The organism is Vulcanococcus sp. DEBay_Sum29NL08_54 (assembly GCF_017859255.1).
Classification (GTDB): Bacteria; Cyanobacteriota; Cyanobacteriia; order PCC-6307; family Cyanobiaceae; genus Vulcanococcus.
In genome coordinates this window covers 1-18,873 of sequence record NZ_JAFMNJ010000024.1, presented here as the reverse complement: position 1 = coordinate 18,873, position 18,873 = coordinate 1, and the positions used below count along the sequence as shown (strand labels likewise).

Annotated in this window: 23 protein-coding genes; 13 read left to right on the top strand and 10 right to left on the bottom strand. The window is 65.5% G+C overall.

What is annotated here, in order from left to right; translation table 11 throughout:
• The first annotated feature begins 4 nt into the window (after positions 1-4).
• The 3 genes from trmB to QZ186_RS08510 are packed head-to-tail and all read left to right on the top strand — an operon-like array spanning position 5 to position 2,971.
• Positions 5-715, top strand: a complete 711-nt coding sequence (gene trmB / locus QZ186_RS08520) for a tRNA (guanosine(46)-N7)-methyltransferase TrmB (RefSeq protein WP_296416459.1) — start codon at positions 5-7, stop codon at positions 713-715.
• Complete coding sequence (locus tag QZ186_RS08515) at positions 712-2,019, top strand: IctB family putative bicarbonate transporter (protein WP_296416452.1); 1,308 nt, start codon at positions 712-714, stop codon at positions 2,017-2,019. The genes trmB and QZ186_RS08515 overlap by 4 nt, the downstream gene beginning before the upstream one ends.
• Complete coding sequence (locus QZ186_RS08510; RefSeq protein ID WP_296416451.1) at positions 2,012-2,971, top strand: N-acetylglucosamine kinase; 960 nt, start codon at positions 2,012-2,014, stop codon at positions 2,969-2,971. Before QZ186_RS08515 ends, QZ186_RS08510 begins: the two co-directional genes overlap by 8 nt.
• Here the strand turns inward: QZ186_RS08510 and glmM are convergent.
• Complete coding sequence (gene glmM / locus QZ186_RS08505; RefSeq protein WP_296416450.1) at positions 2,950-4,326, bottom strand: phosphoglucosamine mutase; 1,377 nt, start codon at positions 4,324-4,326, stop codon at positions 2,950-2,952. The genes QZ186_RS08510 and glmM overlap by 22 nt on opposite strands.
• Positions 4,327-4,423: 97 nt before the next feature.
• Between glmM and QZ186_RS08500 the strand changes: the two genes are divergently transcribed.
• On the top strand, positions 4,424-6,439 hold the full coding sequence (locus tag QZ186_RS08500) for a lytic transglycosylase domain-containing protein (RefSeq protein ID WP_296416449.1): 2,016 nt from the start codon (positions 4,424-4,426) through the stop codon (positions 6,437-6,439).
• 9 nt (positions 6,440-6,448) lie between these two features.
• On the opposite strand, the gene QZ186_RS08495 is transcribed toward QZ186_RS08500, so the two are convergent.
• Positions 6,449-6,976, bottom strand: coding sequence for a hypothetical protein (locus QZ186_RS08495; RefSeq protein WP_247476307.1), 528 nt, complete (start codon positions 6,974-6,976; stop codon positions 6,449-6,451).
• Positions 6,976-7,404, bottom strand: a complete 429-nt coding sequence (locus QZ186_RS08490) for an NIL domain-containing protein (protein ID WP_010314511.1) — start codon at positions 7,402-7,404, stop codon at positions 6,976-6,978. The genes QZ186_RS08495 and QZ186_RS08490 overlap by 1 nt, the downstream gene beginning before the upstream one ends.
• Positions 7,405-7,488: 84 nt before the next feature.
• Between QZ186_RS08490 and QZ186_RS08485 the strand changes: the two genes are divergently transcribed.
• Both QZ186_RS08485 and thyX read left to right on the top strand, forming a co-directional pair.
• On the top strand, positions 7,489-8,028 hold the full coding sequence (locus QZ186_RS08485) for a thioredoxin domain-containing protein (RefSeq protein ID WP_296416448.1): 540 nt from the start codon (positions 7,489-7,491) through the stop codon (positions 8,026-8,028).
• A 54-nt stretch (positions 8,029-8,082) separates the two neighbouring features.
• A complete protein-coding gene (thyX, locus tag QZ186_RS08480) occupies positions 8,083-8,805 on the top strand; it encodes an FAD-dependent thymidylate synthase (RefSeq protein ID WP_010314505.1) in 723 nt (240 codons plus the stop codon).
• Positions 8,806-8,808: 3 nt separating this feature from the next.
• On the opposite strand, the gene dcd is transcribed toward thyX, so the two are convergent.
• Both dcd and QZ186_RS08470 read right to left on the bottom strand, forming a co-directional pair.
• Entirely contained in the window at positions 8,809-9,402 is a 594-nt protein-coding gene (dcd, locus tag QZ186_RS08475; RefSeq protein WP_010314503.1) for a dCTP deaminase, read from the bottom strand.
• Positions 9,402-9,980 (bottom strand): cob(I)yrinic acid a,c-diamide adenosyltransferase, encoded by a 579-nt coding sequence (locus QZ186_RS08470; RefSeq protein WP_296416446.1) that lies wholly within the window; start codon positions 9,978-9,980, stop codon positions 9,402-9,404. The genes dcd and QZ186_RS08470 overlap by 1 nt, the downstream gene beginning before the upstream one ends.
• Positions 9,981-10,097: 117 nt before the next feature.
• Here QZ186_RS08470 and rph point away from each other — a divergent pair, with 117 nt between their 5' ends.
• From rph to QZ186_RS08450, 4 genes are all read left to right on the top strand, one after another.
• Positions 10,098-10,832, top strand: coding sequence for a ribonuclease PH (gene rph, locus QZ186_RS08465; RefSeq protein ID WP_296416445.1), 735 nt, complete (start codon positions 10,098-10,100; stop codon positions 10,830-10,832).
• Positions 10,833-10,896: 64 nt separating this feature from the next.
• Complete coding sequence (gene ntcA, locus QZ186_RS08460; RefSeq protein WP_029626096.1) at positions 10,897-11,637, top strand: global nitrogen regulator NtcA; 741 nt, start codon at positions 10,897-10,899, stop codon at positions 11,635-11,637.
• Between the two features lie 75 nt (positions 11,638-11,712).
• The gene (locus QZ186_RS08455) at positions 11,713-12,894 is read left to right on the top strand and encodes a DUF3084 domain-containing protein (RefSeq protein ID WP_296416444.1); all 1,182 of its coding nucleotides are present in this window, start codon (positions 11,713-11,715) and stop codon (positions 12,892-12,894) included.
• Positions 12,891-13,328 carry a resolvase gene (locus tag QZ186_RS08450; protein ID WP_296416443.1) on the top strand — a complete coding sequence of 146 codons (438 nt, stop codon included), beginning with the start codon at positions 12,891-12,893 and terminating at the stop codon, positions 13,326-13,328. The genes QZ186_RS08455 and QZ186_RS08450 overlap by 4 nt, the downstream gene beginning before the upstream one ends.
• Here QZ186_RS08450 and QZ186_RS08445 read toward each other — a convergent pair.
• From QZ186_RS08445 to psbH, 4 genes are read right to left on the bottom strand one after another with little or no spacing between them, the layout of a single operon-like run.
• Positions 13,325-13,582 carry a DUF3146 family protein gene (locus QZ186_RS08445; RefSeq protein ID WP_010314492.1) on the bottom strand — a complete coding sequence of 86 codons (258 nt, stop codon included), beginning with the start codon at positions 13,580-13,582 and terminating at the stop codon, positions 13,325-13,327. The genes QZ186_RS08450 and QZ186_RS08445 overlap by 4 nt on opposite strands.
• 6 nt (positions 13,583-13,588) lie before the next feature.
• Positions 13,589-14,221 carry an aminoacyl-tRNA hydrolase gene (gene pth / locus QZ186_RS08440; RefSeq protein ID WP_029626095.1) on the bottom strand — a complete coding sequence of 211 codons (633 nt, stop codon included), beginning with the start codon at positions 14,219-14,221 and terminating at the stop codon, positions 13,589-13,591.
• A gap of 8 nt (positions 14,222-14,229) precedes the next feature.
• The gene (locus tag QZ186_RS08435; protein WP_010314490.1) at positions 14,230-14,481 is read right to left on the bottom strand and encodes a TatA/E family twin arginine-targeting protein translocase; all 252 of its coding nucleotides are present in this window, start codon (positions 14,479-14,481) and stop codon (positions 14,230-14,232) included.
• Between the two features lie 4 nt (positions 14,482-14,485).
• Positions 14,486-14,686, bottom strand: a complete 201-nt coding sequence (gene psbH / locus QZ186_RS08430; protein WP_010314489.1) for a photosystem II reaction center protein PsbH — start codon at positions 14,684-14,686, stop codon at positions 14,486-14,488.
• An 86-nt stretch (positions 14,687-14,772) separates the two neighbouring features.
• On the opposite strand from psbH, the gene psbN reads away from it, so the two are divergent.
• Complete coding sequence (gene psbN / locus QZ186_RS08425) at positions 14,773-14,913, top strand: photosystem II reaction center protein PsbN (RefSeq protein WP_010314488.1); 141 nt, start codon at positions 14,773-14,775, stop codon at positions 14,911-14,913.
• Here the strand turns inward: psbN and QZ186_RS08420 are convergent.
• Positions 14,910-17,888 carry an alpha-mannosidase gene (locus QZ186_RS08420; protein ID WP_296416442.1) on the bottom strand — a complete coding sequence of 993 codons (2,979 nt, stop codon included), beginning with the start codon at positions 17,886-17,888 and terminating at the stop codon, positions 14,910-14,912. The two genes, psbN and QZ186_RS08420, sit on opposite strands and share 4 nt — an antisense overlap.
• 100 nt (positions 17,889-17,988) lie before the next feature.
• Between QZ186_RS08420 and QZ186_RS08415 the strand changes: the two genes are divergently transcribed.
• Both QZ186_RS08415 and QZ186_RS08410 read left to right on the top strand, forming a co-directional pair.
• Positions 17,989-18,108, top strand: coding sequence for a photosystem II reaction center protein I (locus QZ186_RS08415; RefSeq protein WP_010312075.1), 120 nt, complete (start codon positions 17,989-17,991; stop codon positions 18,106-18,108).
• A 216-nt stretch (positions 18,109-18,324) separates the two neighbouring features.
• The coding region (locus QZ186_RS08410; protein WP_296416441.1) for an LptA/OstA family protein at positions 18,325-18,873 on the top strand (549 nt) is incomplete at its 3' end.

Genomic DNA, 18,873 nt, shown 5'->3' with positions numbered 1-18,873 from the left:
GATGGTGCGCCAACACGTCAACCCGCTGAGCCGCTTCTTCCAGTTGCCGCTGGAGCTGCCCCCACCCCAGGAGCTGTTCAGCGATCCAGGCCAACCCGTGCACCTCGACATTGGCTGTGCCCGGGGCCGCTTTCTCCTGGCGCTGGCCCAGCAGCAACCCGAGCTCAACCACCTGGGGGTCGAGATCCGGCGCGCCCTGGTGGCCGCAGCGGAAGCGGACCGTCAGCAGCTCGGCCTTGGCAATCTGCACTACCTCTTCTGCAACGCCAACATCAGCGTTGAGGGTTGGCTGACGGCATTGGCTCCGGGTCAGTTGGATCTGGTCTCCATCCAATTCCCCGATCCCTGGTTCAAAAAAAGGCACCACAAGCGACGGGTCCTGCAGCCTGCGCTGCTGCTGGCCATCGCCGCGGCCCTGGAGCCGGGTAAGCGGCTCTTTATGCAGAGCGACATTTTGGACGTCATCGAACCGATGGTCGCCGTCACCGAAGCGAGCGGCTGCTTCAGCCGACCGGCAACTGACGCCCGCCCCTGGCGGGCAACCAACCCCCTGCCCGTGCCAACCGAGCGGGAGACCTACGTCCTCGAGCAAGGGCTACCGGTCTACCGAGTGCTCTATGAACGCAACGAAACGCCGTTGCCGAGCCTCCAAGAGCTGGAGCAACAGCTCGAAGCCGCCGATAATCCCGAGACATCAACCCACCCCTCGGCATGAGCGCAGGATCGGCGCCATCCACCCCCTGGCTGTTGCGTTGGCAGGGGATCTTGGGCGACGCCAGCGAGGGGCCCCTGGGATCACGGTTGAGCCTGATCGCCGGAAGCGTGCTCTGCGTGCTGCTGGCCGCAATGCCCTTCGTCACGCGGGCAGGCCTCAGCCTGCTGATCCTCGCGTCGGGATTGCTCTGGCTGGTCTGGTCGCTCTGCCTCCCCGCCGGTCGCATCGGCCGCATCAGCGGTTGGCTCCTGCTGATGCTCGGCATCGCCGTTCTGGCCACAGGGTTTTCACCGGTCACCCCAGCCGCGTTCAAAGGTCTGCTGAAGCTGATCAGCTATCTGGGGGTCTACGCCCTACTGCGGCAGCTGCTCGAGCAGGCGCCGCTCTGGTGGGATCGGCTCGTGGCAGCCCTCTTGGGGGGTGAGCTGCTCAGCAGCGTCCTCGCCATACGGCAGCTCTATGGCGACACCAGTGAGCTGGCCCGCTGGGCCGATCCCAACTCCGTCGCCGACGGAACGATCCGGGTCTACGGCCCCCTGGAGAACCCGAATCTGCTGGCGGGCTACCTGATCCCGATCCTGCCCATTGCCTTGATCGCTCTGCTGCGCTGGCGCTCATGGCCCCAACGCCTCTTTGCAGCCAGTGCCCTGCTCTTGGGCAGTAGCGCCCTCTTCCTCAGCTACAGCCGGGGCGGCTGGCTTGGGATGGTGGCAGCCCTCGGCGTTGCGGTCCTGCTGCTGGTGCTGCGGCAGACGCGCCATTGGCCGCCCCTCTGGCGCCGTCTCTTCCCCCTGCTGCTGATCGCGGTAGCCGTCTGCGTGCTGGTGGTCGCCGTGACGCAAATCGAGCCCCTACGGATCCGGGTGATGAGCCTCGCGGCAGGCCGCGGGGATAGCTCCAACAACTTCCGCATCAACGTCTGGCTCGCCGCCATCGAGATGATCCAGGAGCGGCCCTGGCTGGGGATCGGCCCCGGTAACAGCGCCTTCAACCTGATTTATCCCCTTTATCAACAGCCGAAGTTCAATGCCCTGAGCGCCTACTCGGTGCCGCTCGAGCTGCTGGTGGAAGGAGGCATCCCCAATCTCATCGCGGGGCTCGGTCTGCTCTTCGCCAGCCTTAGGGCTGGCCTGAGCCAACTCAAAGGCGAGTCCAGCTGGGCCCTGCCGGCCCTGGCCGCCGTGGCCGCCATCGCTGGCCTCTGCGTCCAGGGCGCGACCGACACGATCTTCTTCCGGCCCGAAGTGCAACTCACCGGCTGGTTCTGCCTGGCCACCTTGAGTGCCAGCAGCAACGATGGCTGAAGGGCAGCTGGTCGCTGGCTTTGATGCCGGACAAACCCACACCAGCTGCAAACTGGCTCGACTGACGAGCACGGGAGCGCTGATCCCCATCGCCCTGGGCCAGGGTCCGGGGGTTCGGCATCTGGCCGCACCGGGCGGTGAGGCCTGTTTCCAGGACGCTCTCCAAACGAGCCTGCACGATGGACTGATGCAGGCCGGGCTGGGCGGCGAGCAGCCCCTCGCCGCAGCCGGAGTGGGGGCCAGCGGCATTGAGAGGGGCAGCGCCGTCCAAAGCCAAGGGGAGGCCTTGGCGGCCGCCGCCCTAAAGCTTCCCCAGCCCGCTGTTCAAGTCAGCGGTGATGAGCACACCGCCCTGCTGGGCGCCCATGGCGAGGCCGCTGGCGTGCTCGTCATCAGTGGCACGGGCTGCATTGCACTAGGGCAAACGAGCTCCGGGCACTGGCATCGCACGGGTGGCTGGGGCTGGCTGCTGGATGGGGCGGGCTCGGCGATGGATCTGGGCCGGGACGGCTTAGCGATCAGCGTGCAGATGGCCGATGGACGGCTGAGCGAGACCTCCCTCAAGCACCAGCTCTGGCAAGCCCTCGGGGTCAGCACCCCGCAAGAGCTCAAGGCCGCCGTCGTCGCCGAAGGGTTTGGCGCGGCCGGCTTTGCCCGGCTCGCTCCCGTGGTGGACGCCTGCGCCGCAGGCGGCGATGACCACGCTCAACGCATCGTTGAACGTTCAGCGCTGGCCCTCAGCCAGATGGTGCGCACCATTGCCTCCACCCTCGAGCTGCAAGCTCCGCGGGTCTGTTGCAGCGGCGGCGCGCTCACACACTTGGGGACACTGCGCCGCGCCTTCGCCGCGGACCTCGAGCAACGCTGCCCCGGTGCCGCCTTGGTGGCCCCCAAGGGCGATGCCTGTGATGGCGCCCTGCAACTGGCCGTTCAGGCGGCGTTGAGGTGCTGATCGGCGAGTTCCGCCAACTGGCGACTCCAATGGTCGACATCAGCCTGCTCAGCCGCCTCCACCATCACCCGAAGCAACGGCTCGGTACCGCTGGCCCGCACCAACACACGCCCAGTACCGTCCATCGCCGCTTCCGCAGCCTGCACAGCCTCAAGCAGCGGTGCGCAGCTCTCCCACCCGGTGCGCTTGCTGCGATCCGGAACGGTGACATTCACCAGCTTCTGGGGATAGGGCTGGAAGCTGCCATCGAGCCAGTCGCTCAGGGAACCCCCCTGGGCCTGAATCAATCGCGCCACCTGCAGCGCCGTCAGCAGACCATCACCACTCATGCCGTGGCGGGCCGAGAGGATGTGACCGGACTGCTCGCCTCCCAAGGAGGCGCCGAGTTCCTCCATGGCGGCATGCACGTATTGATCGCCGACGGCGGTGCGCTCCAGCACGCCACCTCGCGCTTGCCACGCACGCTCGAAGCCCAGGTTGCTCATCACCGTCGCGACGATCCGGTTGTCCGGTAGGGCCCCCTCGGCCATCAAGGCCTGGCCCCAGAGGTAGAGGATCTGATCGCCATCGACGACCCGACCACGGCCATCGACCGCGAGCATCCGATCGGCATCGCCATCAAAGGCAAAACCCATGGCCGCCCCCTGGGCGATCACCTCCGCCTGGAGAGCCTCGAGATGGGTGCTGCCGCAGCCCTGGTTAATCCGGGTCCCATCGGGCTGGCCATGGAGCACCGTGACCTCAGCGCCCAACTCACGGAAGACGCGTTCACCGCAGCTGGTCGCCGAACCCCAGCAAAGATCCAGCACCACCTTGGCGCCATCCAACCGAGCTGAACCCACGCTCTCCAGCAGGCGCTGGCGGTAGTCGTTCAGCAGATCCGGGCGCTGCACAAGCCGTCCATTGGCGCTGAAGCCGCCCAGCACATCGCCGCTGCCATGCAGACCCGCTTCGATCTCGGCCTGCTGCTGCTTGGCCAGCTTCGCCCCGCAGGCTCCAAACACTTTGATGCCGTTGTCATGGGGCGGGTTATGGCTGGCCGACACCATCAGGCCGCCACTGGCTCCGAGCTGACGAATGGCGCCGGGAACGGCAGGCGTGGGACACAGGCCGATATCCAACACCTCACGGCCCGCTGCGGTCAGCCCAGCGGCCAAGGCGGCCACCAACATCGGTCCGCTGCTGCGGGAATCCATCCCCAACACGACCGGACCACCCGCGGGGAGGACCCGGCCGCACCAGTAGCCAACCTGAAGGGCCAGGGCGGGCGTGATCACCTGCCCAACCCGGCCGCGGATGCCATCGGTTCCAAAACTCGCCGTACCAGAAGGGAATGGCGCCCCAAGCGGAGACATGGCGAGCTGATGGGTCAAGGCTCGCGGCAGGTTACGCCTGGTTTGCGATGCAAGCGGGGCGCATCTCACCAAGAATGCGCAGAGTTATCCCACTGCTTTGGCCCAGCGCCCCCGTTCCGCTGAAGGACGCCAAAGCCTTCTTGGCACAGCACTGCTTGGTCTCTGCTGCCTGGGAACGGGCGTTGCCCTGGCCGCCGGGCGGCAGGTTCTGGTGCAGCTGGCTCCGCCCCTCACCCCCAACAGCAGCGCAGCCGAGCTGACCCGCAGCCGCAAACACAGCCTCGATCCAGACCGGCGCCGGGATGCGGCACTGCTGCTGAGTGCACAAGCCAAGAGCAGCCCTGAAGAGCGGCGCCATTGGCTCCAGGGCCAGGGCTGGGGCAACCACCGCAACAACAGAGTGCTGGCGGCGATCAGCCTCAAACGCGCAGCCCTCGCCGCCCAAGCGAGTGGGCGCCCCCAGGAAGCCCAAGCTCTCTGGGCAGAACTGCTGCGGCGCTTTCCGCAGGAACCCGCCAGTGCCGATGCCCTCTATGCCCTGGGCCGGCAGCAACCCAAGTTGCGGCTGACGCTGCTGGAGCGCTTTGCCGCCCACCCGGCGGCCCTGGCGGCAGCCCTCGAAGCAGGCGATGCCCTGCACCTCGCCCGCTGGGGTGCCCGCTGGCCCGGTGCCGAAGCGCTCCTGCTGCAAACCTGCGAGACCCGTGCCGCTGCGCTCAGCGCCGAAGACAAGCAGCTGCTCGCCGCGGGGCTCGCGCAACTGGGACGCAGCGAAGCAGCCCTGCGCTGCCTTGGGACTACCCCCGCCGGAGCAGAACTGCAGCTGCGCCTGGCTCAAACCCTGCTGCGGGGGAACCGCGCGCAACAAACGCAGGCCGAAGACTGGCTCTTGCGCCTCGCCCAGAGCGAAGGCCCGCAGGGTGCAGAGGCCGCACGCCTCTTGGCGCAATCTCCTGCAGCCGGCGCAGTGGAACGTCTCCAACAACTGCCACCAACCCTCCAGGACAGCGCCCCGGTGCAGGCCCGTCTCGCCGAAGCGGGACAGGTCGATCCGGCCACCGTGCTCAGCCGCTGGCCCAATGACCCAGCCAGCTGGGAACTCCAGTGGAGCGAGGCGCGCAAGGCCTTGCTGCAGCGGGACTGGCGCCAGGCCAGTGGCTGGCTCAGCCAACTGGAGAGCGCCAACCTGCCCGCACCTCTAGCGGCGCGCCAGTTGTTCTGGCGCGGCTGGAGTGCCCAGCAGCAGGGGGACCAGGCGAGCGCGGAGCAGTTCTGGCGGCAAACCCAACGGAGCCAACCCCTGGGCTACTACAGCTGGCGGGCCAGCGAACGCCTGGGACAGTCCCACCAGGAACTCAGCAGCACAGAGCCGCTTCAGCCCTGGGAACCCCTGGCCAGTGGTGACACACGCATCGATGCCCTTTGGCAGCGGGGGCAAGCACTGGAGGCCTGGGAAAGCTGGCGCACCAAGCAAGGGGGCAGGTCCCCCAGCCGACCTGAGGAGTTTCTGATCGAAGGTCGACTGCGCACGGCAATCGGCGATGACTGGACCGGACTCGGACAACTCGAGCGGGCCAGCTTTCGCCTGCCCCAGATCGGCTGCCGGGGACAACTCGAGCGGGAACGGCAGCTGCACCCCCGGCGTTTTGGCGCAGAACTGGGCGCCGCCAGTGAAGCGACGGGTGTCGATCTCGCCCTCTTGCTGGCGGTCGCCAAGCAGGAATCCCGCTTCAGCCCAAGTGTGCGCTCAGGGGCTGGAGCCAGTGGCCTGCTGCAACTGATGCCAGCCACCGCCAGCGAACTAGCGGGCGAACCCCTGGACCATCAGGCCCTGATCGATCCAGCCCGCAACGCAGCCCTGGGGGCGGCCTACCTCAAACAACTGCTCAGCAGCACCGGGGGCAACCTGTTCCAAACCATCGCCAGCTACAACGCTGGCCCCGGTGCCGTCGCCAGTTGGCTCAACTCTCGGGGCTTTGATCTGCAGCGCGAACCGGAGCTCTGGACCGAGGCCATCCCCTACCCCGAAACCCGGCTGTACACCAAAAAAGTGCTGGGCAACTACTGGAGTTACCGGCGGCTCGCAGAAAGCGCCGAGACCCTCTGCCGCTGATGCCGGCCCCTAAGCAAAGACGAACCCGAGATGGGCATAGAGGGAGCGGCCCACCAGGATTCCCGCCAGGACCCAACTGCAGAGCACAAAGGCTCCAAGCAGGGGCGCCGGTGCAATCCGAAGCCGGGTGAGATCAAGCCGGGCGAGCAAGACCGCCGAGGCCAAGACCAACACCTCAGAGAGCACCGCCAGGTGCAGGAGGTAAAGGCCCCCGGTGATCACCACCAGCAAGGTCACCACCAGGGTCAGCGCCTTACTGGCCGCCATCAACTGCGAGAGCTCCCGCAGAAGCAGATCGGGCATGGTGCAGAGCACCACCACCAGCAGCGCCTGCATGCACTGGAGCGGCCAGAACCAAGGGCCCGCGAACTCCTGCTGCACCGGCGTGCTGGCCTGGGTCAGCAACTGCGGAGACACATCAGCCCAGTGCAATCCCATGAAGGCGCTGACAGCAAACAGCACCAGCAACATCGGTGCCCGCAGCGGCAGGACCAGGAAGCGAAGAACAGCAGTCACAGGGCGCATGGACAGGCGCATCACTGGGCAGCGCCCACAGCTTGATCCAACACCAGGGCGATCGCTTCAAACGGACACGAGGGGATGCATTGCTCGCAGACCAGGCAGCGCTGCGCGTTGAACTCCAGTCGCCAGTGGGGAGCGGTGAAACTCAGGGCACCACTCGGGCAAACGCTGCTGCAGATGCCGCAGTCCACACAACGCTGGGGATCAATCGCGATCTCACCGGAGGCCCGGTTCAAGCCCAGACCTTGCCCCTCCAACCACTGCTCAGCGGCATCGAGATCATCGATGTCGCCGGAGAGCTCCACCACCATCGTTCCGCTCTGGTTCGGAGCGATCTGCGCCCGCAGGATCTTGGCGGCGATATCAAATTCGACCGCCAGGCGATAGGTGATCGGCTGATGCACCGCCTCCCGCGGGAAGTGAAGGGTGATGCGGCGTTTCAAGGGCGCAACTCAGCCACCGTCAGGGTATCGACGCGGAATGGGAACAGCCCTGGCAGATTGGCGCCAAGCATCAACACACCACCTGTGGACAGCAACACGGCAGCCCTGGGACGGCGCGAGCGCATGCTGCTGGCTGCAGTGGCCGCCCTTCTGGCCTTAGGGCTCTTCCTTCTGCGCGGCGGGCTCTCACCGGCGGCGCCCCTGGAGAAGCTGGCCCGCCAGTCGCTGGAGCCCGCCGTTGCCCTCAGCAATGGCCGGCCCAGCGTGGTCGAGTTCTACGCGGACTGGTGTGAGGCCTGCCAAGCCATGGCCCCAGCGATGGAGAAGGTCGAGAGCCAACACCACGATCAACTCGATGTGGTGCTGCTGAACGTCGACAACCCCCGCTGGCAACCGGAGGTGGATCGCTACGACGTCAACGGCATCCCGCAGCTGGAATTCTTCGATGCCAGTGGCACCCGCGTGGGCCGCGCCGTCGGCGCCCGCAGCCAAAGCGAATTGGAAGCCCTGACTGAAGCCTTGGTGGCAGGCACCCCCTTACCGGCCATGGCGGGCGTTGCCGAGACCAGCGTCCTGCCGCAAGCGGAGGCGACCACCATGGCAGGCCCCCGCAGCCACAGCTGAGTCCCCCAAAGCCCGTTACCCTGCAGCACCAGCTCCCCACGCCATCGCCCGCCCATGAAACGCTTTCGGGTTGAGCTGATTGCAGCGACCCCCAACCCCCAGCAGTGCGTCTATGCGGGGATGCACCAGGACTACAGCGAAGGGTTTGTGGCGGCCGATCGCGCCGAGTGGCCTGATGAGACCAAGGCCGGCGAGATCTGCGTCAAACGTCTCCTAGCTGGTGAGCGCGGTCACTACGGTCCGCTGGAGCACGCCCAGATCGTGCTGAACGTGGGCTGGTTCCCCCACTCCGTGATGCAGCAGGCCCGCACCCACCGGGTGGGCGTGAGCTTTGACGTCCAATCCATGCGCTACACCGGCGAGCGCATCTGCCGGGCCGCCAACGGCGAGCTGGAACTCGAAGAGGTCTTCTACCTCCGCCCCGAAGGGCAGTACAGCGATCGGCAAGGCAAGAAGTACACCTACAGCGCAGACGAGCGCGCCAAGGATCTCGCCCTCTGCCAAGCCGCGGCCGAGCGCTATCGCGACATGCTCGCGGCGGGGTTCGCCGAGGAGCATGCCCGGGGCATCCTTCCCTTCGATTACCGCCAGCACTTCGTGGTGAGCTTCTCGCTGCGGGCGTTCCTGCACTTCATGGACCTGCGCGCCAAGCTCGATGCCCAGGAGGAAATCCGGGTGCTCTGCGATCTGATGTGGCCCCACCTCCAGGCCTGGGCCCCAGAGATCGCGGCTTGGTACGAGAAGACCCGCCTGCACAAGGCGCGCCTGGCCCCTTAGGGCTCAGACCTTGGCCAAGGTGACCCGCTCGGGCTGGTGCTGGTACTTGCCAGCCCGGTCCTTGTAGGTCGTCTCGCAGGGATCGCCCTCGAAGAAGAGCAGCTGGCAAATGCCCTCGTTGGCATAGATGCGGCAGTCCGCGCCGGAGGAATTGCTGAACTCCAGGGTCAGGTGACCTTCCCAACTGGCCTCAGCTGGGGTGGTGTTGACGATGATCCCCAGGCGGGCATAGGTGCTCTTGCCCAGGCAAATCACGGTGATGTTGGGAGGGACGCACATCTTCTCGAGCGCCACACCCAGGCCATAGGAGTGGGCCGGGAGGATGAAGTACGAGCCGTCTTCGTCCTCATGCAGGGGCACCGGCTCCAGGTTGGCGGGGTTGAAGCGCTTGGGATTCATGATCGTTCCGGGGACGTGCCGGAAGATCAGGAACTCCTGCGGGGAGAGACGCAGGTCATAGCCGTAGGACGAGCAGCCAAAGCTGAGAACCGGCTTTTCGCTGTTCTCCGGATCGAGATGGCGAACCAGCTGCGGCTGAAAGGGCTCGAGCATGCCCAAGGCGGCCTGCTCGTTGATCCAACGGTCGTTTTTGAGCATCAGAAACCTCGGCGCAGCTGGGTGACCTGATCGGCCATGGCCAACAGAGCGGTGGGCATGGAGGGCCCCGTCAGGATCACATCCAGGTGGGACGGCCGCTGCTCCAGGGCTGAAACGACCTCCGCCTCGGACAAGTAGCCCAATTCGACGGCCAGGCCCAACTCATCGAGCACCAACTGATCCAGCTGACCGCTCAGCAGCTGCTCACGGGTGTACGCCCAGATCTCGCGCACAGCCTCGACATCGGCCTGGGAGGCCGGCACGGGCTCAGCCAGGCAACCCGCCACGGCTGGCCTCAGCCACTGAAGGCGGCCACAGAGCCACACACTGCGCTCCAGACCCTGATCGACCCCACCTTTGAGGAATTGGCTCACCAGAACGCGGCTGCCAAGTCCGGCGCTGCGCAGGGCCTGACTGAATACCCCACTGAAGCTGCCGCGGAAGGGAGCGGTGTGAACCTGGAGCTGCCCCTCCTGCTGGGCCGCCAGGCGCACGCTGCGAGCGGGGGCCGACGCCGGGACCACAGCCAATGGACGCAGGTGTCCAGCACGGGGCGTGGCTGCAATGCTGGCCGTCATCGAGTGCATGGCTGCCGCTTGGGATCCTGAATGTAGCGGCGTTAGGCCGTCCGGCAAGCAACAAGCACTACCTGTAGTGCAAACACCCGTACCATCGAGGCACTGAGCCAGCCCGCGATGAGCAGCACCCAACCCAGGCGGGACGGCCGCAGCGCAACGGACCTGCGCAGCACGCGCTTCGCTTGGGATCCGATGGGCTTCGCCCTGAGCTCCGTCACGGTGTACACGGGCAACACGGCTGTGATCTGCAGCGTTTGCTTAGAGGAGGGTGTTCCGAAGTGGCGTAAAGGCTCCGGCAAGGGCTGGCTGAGCGCTGACTACCGGCTGCTCCCCGCCAGCACCCCCAGCCGGCAGCCACGGGAGCTGATGAAGCTCTCCGGTCGCACCCAAGAAATCCAACGCCTCATCGCCCGCAGCCTCAGGGCCTGCCTGGATTTGGAGGCGCTGGGGGAGCGGACCCTGCAAATCGACTGTGACGTCCTTCAAGCCGATGCCGGCACCCGCACCGCCAGCATCACTGGAGCCTGGGCCGCCTTAGCCCTCGGCCTGCAACGCCTGGAGCAGCGCGGAGTGCTGGAACGATCGCCCCTGGTGGGGCAGGTGGCGGCGGTTTCCGTTGGCCTCGTGGATGGCGCCGCACTCCTCGATCTCGACTACAGCGAGGACAGCCGAGCAGAGGTCGATCTGAACGTGGTGATGAATCAAGAGCAACATTTGCTCGAAATTCAAGGCACTGCCGAGGGCGCACCCTTCAGTCGCCAACAGCTTTCCAGCCTGGTTGACCTAGCGGAAAGCGGCATCGATCAACTGATGCAGGCCCAGAAGCAGGCCTTGGCAGAGGCAGCAAATTAGTTTCAATGGCTACAGGGCGGCCCTGGACTGATCCGTAGGTTCCAGGCAACTCAGTCGCGCTGAAATGGTCGTGGCAACGCAAGGATTCAGCCGCTACTCCCCTAGCCCTACGACCGGTACGTCAGTGATCGCACCGATCGCGGGGAGTCCCCTGCCGCCCAATGCCACGCTGCTGGATGTCATCCGGGGCCTGAGCGGTAGCACCACCGAAATCGTTGAGCGCGGCAAAACAATCTTTTTCCCCGGCGACCCCGCCGAAAAGGTTTATCTGCTGAAACGGGGTGCGGTCCGGCTCTCCAGGGTCTACGAATCCGGCGAGGAAATCACCGTGGCACTGCTGCGGGAGAACAGCCTCTTCGGCGTGCTGTCTCTACTGACAGGCCAGCGTTCGGACCGCTTCTATCACTCGATTGCCTTTACCCGCGTCGAGCTGGTGACGGCTCCCGCCACCTCCGTCCGCAAGGCGATCGAACAAGACCCGGCGGTTGGTCTACTGCTTCTGCAGGGTCTCTCCTCTCGGATTCTTCAAACCGAGACCATGATCGAAACCCTCACCCACCGCGACATGTCCTCGCGACTGGTGAGCTTCCTGCTGGTGCTCTGCCGCGACTTTGGTGTACCCAGCAGCGAAGGAATCACGATCGACCTGCGCCTCTCCCACCAGGCCATCGCCGAAGCAATCGGATCGACCCGCGTCACGATCACCCGTCTCCTGGGCGACCTCCGCAACGACGGCCTAGTGCAAATCGACCGCAAAAAAATCACCGTCTTCGATCCGTTGGCCCTCGCCAAACGCTTCAGCTAAACGGCTGAACTGGTGGCCGATCCCAGCTGCGTTCCAAGCCACCGCAACCGATACTGATCGTCGTCGCCCAACGTCGTGTCCGGCTGGATCCTGATCCTGGCGTTGCTGATCCTCGGGGGAGTGCTCTCCACCCTGGGGGATCGCTTGGGATCCAAGGTCGGCAAGGCGCGGCTGAGCTTGTTCCGGTTGCGGCCCAAGAAGACCGCCGTGGTGATCACGGTGCTGACCGGCAGCTTGATCAGTGCCATCTCCCTTGGGCTGATGCTGCTCGTCAGTGATCGCTTGCGCACGGGGCTCTTCGAACTCGATCAGATCGAACAGCGCCTGCGGGACAGCCGCGATGCCCTGAGCTCAAGTCGCAAGGACCTGGCCCAAAGTCGGAGCGCCCTGCGCAGCGCAGAGAACGAGCGCAGCGAGGCCCAACGCCAACTCAAGGTGGTGGCCGAGCAGGCCAGCCGGCTGCAGAAGGAACTGGCTCCCCTGATGGAGCAACGCAAACAACTGGAGGCCGAGCGCGACCGCCTCAGCCGTGACATCGCCGCGAAGGATTCCGATCTCCAGCGCAACCGCACTGAGCTCGCCAAGCTCAACAGCAAGATCAAAAGCAGCAGCCAAGAGCTCGAGCGTCTCGAACGCAACCTGATTGCCCTACGTCAGGGTGATGTGGTGATCAGCAGTGGCCAAATCCTGGAGGTGGCCAAGGTGCGGATCGAGAAGCCCAGCCAGGCCCGAGACGTGATCCACGCCCTGCTGCAGCGCACGAATTTGAACGTCTACCAGCGCGTGCTGCCAGGCGAAACACCGAACCGTCAAATCCTGTTGGTACCGCGCAGCGACATCAGCAAATTGGAGACCACCCTCAGCAAACGCGGCGAGTGGGTCGTGAGTCTGATCTCAGCGGCCAATGTGCTCAAAGGGGAGCGTCAGGTCGTGGCATTCCCGGATGTCAGACCCAACAAACGGGTGGTGCGTAGTGGAGAACAACTGGCCACCACCGTGCTGGAGGCCGATGAGCGCTCCCCGGATCAGGTGCGTAGCCGTCTGAACCTGCTCCTGGCAGCAGCCTTTACCCGAGCGCAACGTCAAGGGGCCCTGGCCAACGGCCTGCAATTTGACCCAGCACGCCTCAATCAACTGGCTGAGGCCCTGGTCAACCGCCCCCTGGGCGAGACCGCCAAGCTCGAGGCCGTCTCCAGAGGCAACAGTGATCTGGCCGACCCGATTGCCGTGGACATTCGCTGGCAGCGCCCGCAATGACTTGGATCGGACTCGATCCCGGCCGCAGCAAATGCGGCTTGGTGCGCTCTGACCACAGCACAGGCCAGATCGAGGTTGCCGCCGTGCTCTCCCCGGAAGAGTGCTTCAAGCAGATTGCGATCTGGCGAGAACGTCCGGGTCTTGAGGGTGTTGTGCTCGGCGATGGCACGGGCAGCAAGCACTGGCAGCGGCAACTCAACGACCTGGGCCTGGCTATCCAGGTCATCCCTGAAGCGGGAACCACCCTGGCCGCACGAGCCCGCTACTGGCAGCTGGAGCCCCCCAGGGGCTGGCGGCGAATGCTCCCCGAGGGCCTGAGGTTGCCCCCACGGGACTACGACGATGTCGTGGCTCAACTCCTGCTGGAGCGCCATTGGAGAACGGAGCTCAAGCGGGAACCTGGCTTGGTCGTCTTGCGCCAGCTCGCTGCCTAAAACCTGGCCCGCACGCTGAAGGCGTAGTCCCCACCCGCCTCCAGCTGGTAGTCGGTTTTCAACAGGAAGCGCAGCAACGCGTCCTGGATCAAGGCCCGGCCCAGGGAGGGCTCCACCTGCAGCTCGCCGCGGTCAAAGAACCAGGCGAAGGTCCACTCGAACCCTCCAGCGCTGACCTCACCCTCCAGCACCCGCTGGCTAAAGCTTTGGCGCAGCACCCGCAATTGCGCCGTTGTCGTGGGGAGGCGACTCACGCGGACTCAGGCAGTGGGTTGCTCGACCAGCTTGGCGGCAGAGGGAGCAACAAAACCGTTGAGCCTGTTACCAGCCCGCTCAAACCCCAGGCGCTGAATCAGATCCAGACCAGCCAAGACCTCATCGATGACCTCCTCGAGCACCGGCTGTTCGGCGACGGCAAAGCGGCCGAGGACGTGGCCGACAGTGCGCTGCTTACGTTCCACAGGATTCAAGGCCGGAGCGCCAATTCCGATGCGCAAGCGGGGGAACTCTTGGCCACCGAGATGGGCAATGGTGCTGCGCAGACCGTTATGCCCGCCAGCACCGCCCGAGAGCCGCAGGCGCAAGCGACCGAGGGGGAGATCCATGTCGTCCACCAGGATCAGCATCTGGTTGGGCTCGAAGCCAAACCAATCGAGAGCAGCACGAATCGAACGACCGCTGTCGTTCATGTAGGTCTGAGGCATCAACAGACGCAGGCGTTCAGCACCCTGTCCCACCTCCGCGGCGAGGGCGTGGAGCTTGGACTGCTGCTTAAAGCTGCTGTTTTGACGCTTGGCCAGCTGCTCCAGCGCCATAAATCCGACGTTGTGGCGGGTTCCGGCGTACTTCTCGCCCGGGTTCCCTAAACCAACAACAAGACTCAAAGGAGCCATGGAGTCCTTCAACCGGCCGCTTGCTCGTCGTCGGCCTTGAGTTGAGGCTGGGGCTCTGAAGAAGCCTGGGTGACTTCCGCTTCCACCGTGTCGACCGCCTTTCGGAACTCCTGCTCGAATTCCTTCGAGGCGGACTGAAAACCCTTCAGGGTTTTTCCAAGGGTGCGACCCAATTCGGGTAAGCGCTTGGGACCGAACACCAAGAGACCCACGGCGGCAATCACCGCCATCTCAGGCAATCCGATCCCAAACACGTTCATCGGATCAGCCGATGCCGTTCCAGTTGACGGTGATGCCGTCGAGGATCAGGGACTTGTTGTACAGCTGGAGGATCACCAGCAGGAACACCAGGAACAGGGCCATGAACACGCCCATCACGGGGGTCGTGCCCCAGCCGGGCACAACCTTGCCGTACTCGGAGTTCAGGGGGCGAAGCAGATCTCCCAGGCGGGTGCGTTGAGCCATGTCGGGCTGTGCTCTCTGGCAAGGAGTAGGTCTCGTTACTGTAAGGGGCCTGGCCGCCTGAGCGGCTGGCCCCGTCGAGAGTTGTGATGGAAACCACCTCCCCAGCCATGTCCGTGGCACTGGCCGTCTTGGCTGTGCTGCTGGGCCTCACCGGCTTCGGGATCTACACCGCCTTTGGTCCTCCGTCGAAGCAGCTCAGCGACCCCTTTGACGACCACGACGACTAAACCAGCTCTAACGCGACGACCTGCCAGGGCTTGAGCACAAGAGCTCCGCTCTGCCAGGTCTCAGCATTCCCCCGGCGCCAACGCCGTGGCGAGCCCAGCGTCCAGCTCTGTCGCTGAGGGCTGAGGTTCTGCAGCCTCAGCGCCAGCTGCCCTGGGGTTGAGCCGGGCCTGCAGCTGAGCACGCGGATCTGGGGATTGGCTGGACCCATGCCCTCCATCAAGTCGATCGGAGCGAAGACCTCCGCCTGCTGGGCCGCCTTTTGGGCCGGGCGAATCCATAGCGGTTCTCGAAAACGCTGCGCCAAACGAGGCACCCCGGCCGACGCCCACCCGGCTGCACAAGGGACCAACGCGAGCCGAAGCCGTTGGTGTCCGTTATCGGCCGAGGGGTCAGGCCAGGTGGGTGCTCTAAGCAAGGAGACCCCCAGCTGATCGGGGGTGGCGGAGACGCCCTGGGGCCCATCCAGCAGCACCGCCAGACCACCCGCTCCAGCCTTCGCCTGACTGGCCAGCCAACTGATGGCCGTCACTTCCCAGCGCGCCTGCTCCCTAGCCGTCAGGGGCTGGGCCGGCCGCTCGAGAACCCCCGCAGAGGTATCCGCGGCATAGCGCTGAGCAACCTGCGCCAAGGGCAATTCCAGCCGCAACAGCTCATGGCGCTGGCGCCAATCGACCGTCAAAGCCAGCTCCAGATACGGCGAGGCGGCCCGCAGCTGAATGTCGAGTCGAAGCGTGCTTTGGCCGCAGCGGCCGCGCATGACAAAGCGGCAACAGAGCGGTCCCTGCTCAACCAGTTCCGGTGCTCCCTGCCAAGTCAAAGGCAGCGGCTGCTCGCGGTAGTCCGCCGCAATGTCCCAGGCATCCCAAAACTCGCCCTGATCGCTCCAACGGCGCCATTGCAAAGGGCCTGAGAGCTGGGGAACGCCGTCGGCCCCACAGAGCTGCTGAACACCGTCCGCCCCGATCTCGACGCGCACCAAGCCGTTGTCCAAGCGCCAGTGCCCAGCGCTCGCCTCGCACACAACCGGGTCTGTGATCGCTGCCGCGGCCTGCGGCAGCCCATCCGCGCGCTCAAGGGGAAGCGCCTGAACAGCCGAGGCCAAGGGGAGCTGAACCCATGTCCCACCGGCTGGACGCCCCTGACTGGGGAGCTGCTCCGGGGCCCCCTCGATGCACCAGGCGCCAGCGGGCAGGCGCAGGGTGACCCGCTCCGCAGGCTGGGGCTGGAGTTGCACCAGCCACCAAGGTTCAGCTCCGCCGCGCGCGGGGAGCAGGGCCTGCAGCCCGTGGTCGCGCTGACGGGCGGCCAGGCGCCGCGCTTGGCGCCACTGCGGTTCCGCCTGCTCAAACACCTCAGGGATTGAGGTGCCCGGAAGGATGTCGTGGAACTGCTGAAACAGCAGCGTTCGCCAGTCCGCACCGGGCTGCTCGCTGCCGCGGAGGTGCAGCAGGGCCTGCACCCAATCGAGCTCCCGAAGCAAGCGCTCGAGGGTGCGGTTATGGCGCTTTTGATCCGGGCGGGTGGTTGCACAGCCGCGGTGCAGTTCGAGATAGAGCTCGTCTCGCCAGACCGGCAATCGGCTCGCCAGGGGCTCCAGTCCCTCGAGATAACTGCGCAGGGTTCCGTGCTGCTGGGGGCAGGCCACGGGCTGCTGCTGCCAGAGGGCCAGCTGCTCCAGCATCTCGGCGGTTGGGCCACCGCCGTGGTCGCCAACCCCCGGGAGCCATAGGGCCTGATCCACGCCCGTCGCCGCCTGCCACTGCTGGCGGTAGGTCTCCATCCCCTGGGGATCGCCGCCCGTACCGATGGGAGCCGTCGCCAGGGCCAACAGCTCCGAGCCATCGGCGCTGCGCCAGCGAAACAGGCGATGGGGGAAAGGGTTGCTGCTGTTCCAGGCCAACTTGTGGGTGCAGAACCAACGCACTCCGCTCAGCTGGGCGATGGCAGGAAGCCCAGCTGCGAAGCCAAAACTGTCGGGCAACCAACAGAGCTCGTGCGTCCACTGGGGGAAGCGGCTGCGGCTGTAGGCCTGCCCCTCCTCGAACTGCCGCAGCAGCGAGGGGACCCCAACCAAGACGCAATCGGTTTCCACCCAGGGGCCATTGACCGGCTCAAAACGGCCCTGCGCGGCGGCCACTTGCAGGCGGGCAAAGAGCGCCGGACGGTGCTGCTCCATCCAGGCGTAGAGCGCCGGGGTGGAGTGGGCGAAGTGGAGCTCGGGAAAACGCTCCATCAACGTCAGGGCCGAATCGAAGGTGCGAATCGCCGCCTGCCAGGTATCCGCCACCGGCCAGAGCCAGGCCAAATCCAAATGGGCGTGGCCCAAGAGATGGAAACCGCCAGGGGGGCGAGCCTGGGCCATCCGCGCCAACAGGTTGGGAAGGGCTCCCTTCTCGAGCTCTGGCTGCAACGCAGCCAAGGCATCCCCAGAGAGACGCGAGGCGCCCAGAGACAGAGCTTCGGCCGCCAGCACCCCAGCAGGGTCAGCGGGATCCGTCGGCTCCTGCTCGAGCCGGCTGTGAATCAAGGCCCCGTCGTCATGCAGCGGGGAGCGCAGCCGCAGCTCCAGCTGCAACGGCTGGCCTTCCCACCAAGGGGACGGCAGGGCCCAGCGGCAGGCGCTGTCGAACAGGTCGCCCTGGTGCACCAAGGCCCCATCGGCCCAGAGCTCCACGGCATCGGCCCACCAACAGAGGGCCAGACGGGCACGCCGATCACCGCGCTGAGCCACTTGCCAGGACTCAGGGCAGACCAGCTGCAGGCGCAGGCTGATCCATCGCCCGCCGCGCGGCCAGCTCAGCAATCCACGTTGATGCCAGTCGGGGCGGTGGCATGCACCCCAGGGGTCATCCAGGGCCAAAACGCTGTCTCCGTCTGGCGCCTGCACGCTCCAGAGCGGCAGCAGGTCCCAACGGGTTTGTGCCTGAAACGTTTCAATCCAGGAGCGAACAGCGCCCTCTGGCCCCTCTGACATCGGTCAACGCGTTCACGACCCATAGGATGATGCGGCTGCCGCCGGCTCGTTCAGGGCCCATTTGGCGCTTGTCACTCCCTGTCACCCGCCGGACAGACCCATGCTTGCCCTCAAGATCTCGGTTTACTCGGTCGTTTTCTTCTTTATCGGGATCTTCGTTTTCGGCTTTCTGGCCAGCGATCCCAGCCGTACGCCGAGCCGCAAAGACCTGGAGGAGTGATCCCCAGGCTGGCTGAGGTGGGCTGAGCAACCGGCACCACCTCGCCCTTTTTGACCAGTTGGCCGTGGCAAGATCGCGGCCTTACGCGACCCCTTGGTGACTCAGCTCCGGAAGAGACTGATCCGAGGGGTTTCTGCATGTTCCATTGCGGCCACCAGCCTGGTCCCTCTGGGTGCTGCCTGGGCGGCAGAGCCTGCAGCGGTCACCCCTGTTTCAGTGCTCACCCAGGCCAGCGCTGATCAGTCCCCACCTGTGGTGATCAAGCTGCTCGCCAACGAGCAGGGCTTTGATCAACGCATTAACCGTTTCGTCGCGCGAGGCGATGTCCAAATTGACCTGGCCGGGGGCCGGGTTCTGGCGGATCGGCTGGAATACGAGACCGCAACGCGCACCCTGCTGCTGAGCGGGCGCGTTCGCTTCCAGCGCGGTGAGCAGTACTTCCAGGCCAACAGCCTGCGCTACAGCCTGATCGAGAACAGCGGCGATGCCGATGCGGTCTACGGCGTCCTTGATTTCGACACCAGTGAGGTCGACTTCGATCTCAAGGCCTACCCCTCCGTCGCTCTGCCCTCGCTGAGCTACTGGCCGACTTGGAGTGCTTATGAGAAGGCGACGTTTTCAACCAATCCCCCCCGACTACTCCGAAAAGACCTCAAAGGACAGGTTCTGGTTGACGTCAGCTGGGCCAATCAAGCCAATACAGCTGAGCTAGCCCTTGCAGCAGACCCCCTGCGAACGCAAACCGACCCAGTTGCGCTCAAGGGT

Bases quoted from the DNA above. Each gene is read 5' to 3' on its own strand.
- pth (WP_029626095.1), bottom strand. From the start codon at position 14,221: ATGGCTCCTTTGAGTCTTGTTGTTGGTTTAGGGAACCCGGGCGAGAAG.
- QZ186_RS08515 (WP_296416452.1), top strand. From the start codon at position 712: ATGAGCGCAGGATCGGCGCCATCCACCCCCTGGCTGTTGCGTTGGCAG.
- QZ186_RS08415 (WP_010312075.1), top strand. From the start codon at position 17,989: ATGCTTGCCCTCAAGATCTCGGTTTACTCGGTCGTTTTCTTCTTTATC.
- glmM (WP_296416450.1), bottom strand. From the start codon at position 4,326: ATGTCTCCGCTTGGGGCGCCATTCCCTTCTGGTACGGCGAGTTTTGGA.
- QZ186_RS08435 (WP_010314490.1), bottom strand. From the start codon at position 14,481: ATGAACGTGTTTGGGATCGGATTGCCTGAGATGGCGGTGATTGCCGCC.
- QZ186_RS08450 (WP_296416443.1), top strand. From the start codon at position 12,891: ATGACTTGGATCGGACTCGATCCCGGCCGCAGCAAATGCGGCTTGGTG.
- dcd (WP_010314503.1), bottom strand. From the start codon at position 9,402: ATGCTCAAAAACGACCGTTGGATCAACGAGCAGGCCGCCTTGGGCATG.
- ntcA (WP_029626096.1), top strand. From the start codon at position 10,897: ATGGTCGTGGCAACGCAAGGATTCAGCCGCTACTCCCCTAGCCCTACG.
- psbN (WP_010314488.1), top strand. From the start codon at position 14,773: ATGGAAACCACCTCCCCAGCCATGTCCGTGGCACTGGCCGTCTTGGCT.
- rph (WP_296416445.1), top strand. From the start codon at position 10,098: ATGAGCAGCACCCAACCCAGGCGGGACGGCCGCAGCGCAACGGACCTG.
- thyX (WP_010314505.1), top strand. From the start codon at position 8,083: ATGAAACGCTTTCGGGTTGAGCTGATTGCAGCGACCCCCAACCCCCAG.
- psbH (WP_010314489.1), bottom strand. From the start codon at position 14,686: ATGGCTCAACGCACCCGCCTGGGAGATCTGCTTCGCCCCCTGAACTCC.
- QZ186_RS08470 (WP_296416446.1), bottom strand. From the start codon at position 9,980: ATGACGGCCAGCATTGCAGCCACGCCCCGTGCTGGACACCTGCGTCCA.
- QZ186_RS08510 (WP_296416451.1), top strand. From the start codon at position 2,012: ATGGCTGAAGGGCAGCTGGTCGCTGGCTTTGATGCCGGACAAACCCAC.
- QZ186_RS08420 (WP_296416442.1), bottom strand. From the start codon at position 17,888: ATGTCAGAGGGGCCAGAGGGCGCTGTTCGCTCCTGGATTGAAACGTTT.
- QZ186_RS08495 (WP_247476307.1), bottom strand. From the start codon at position 6,976: ATGCGCCTGTCCATGCGCCCTGTGACTGCTGTTCTTCGCTTCCTGGTC.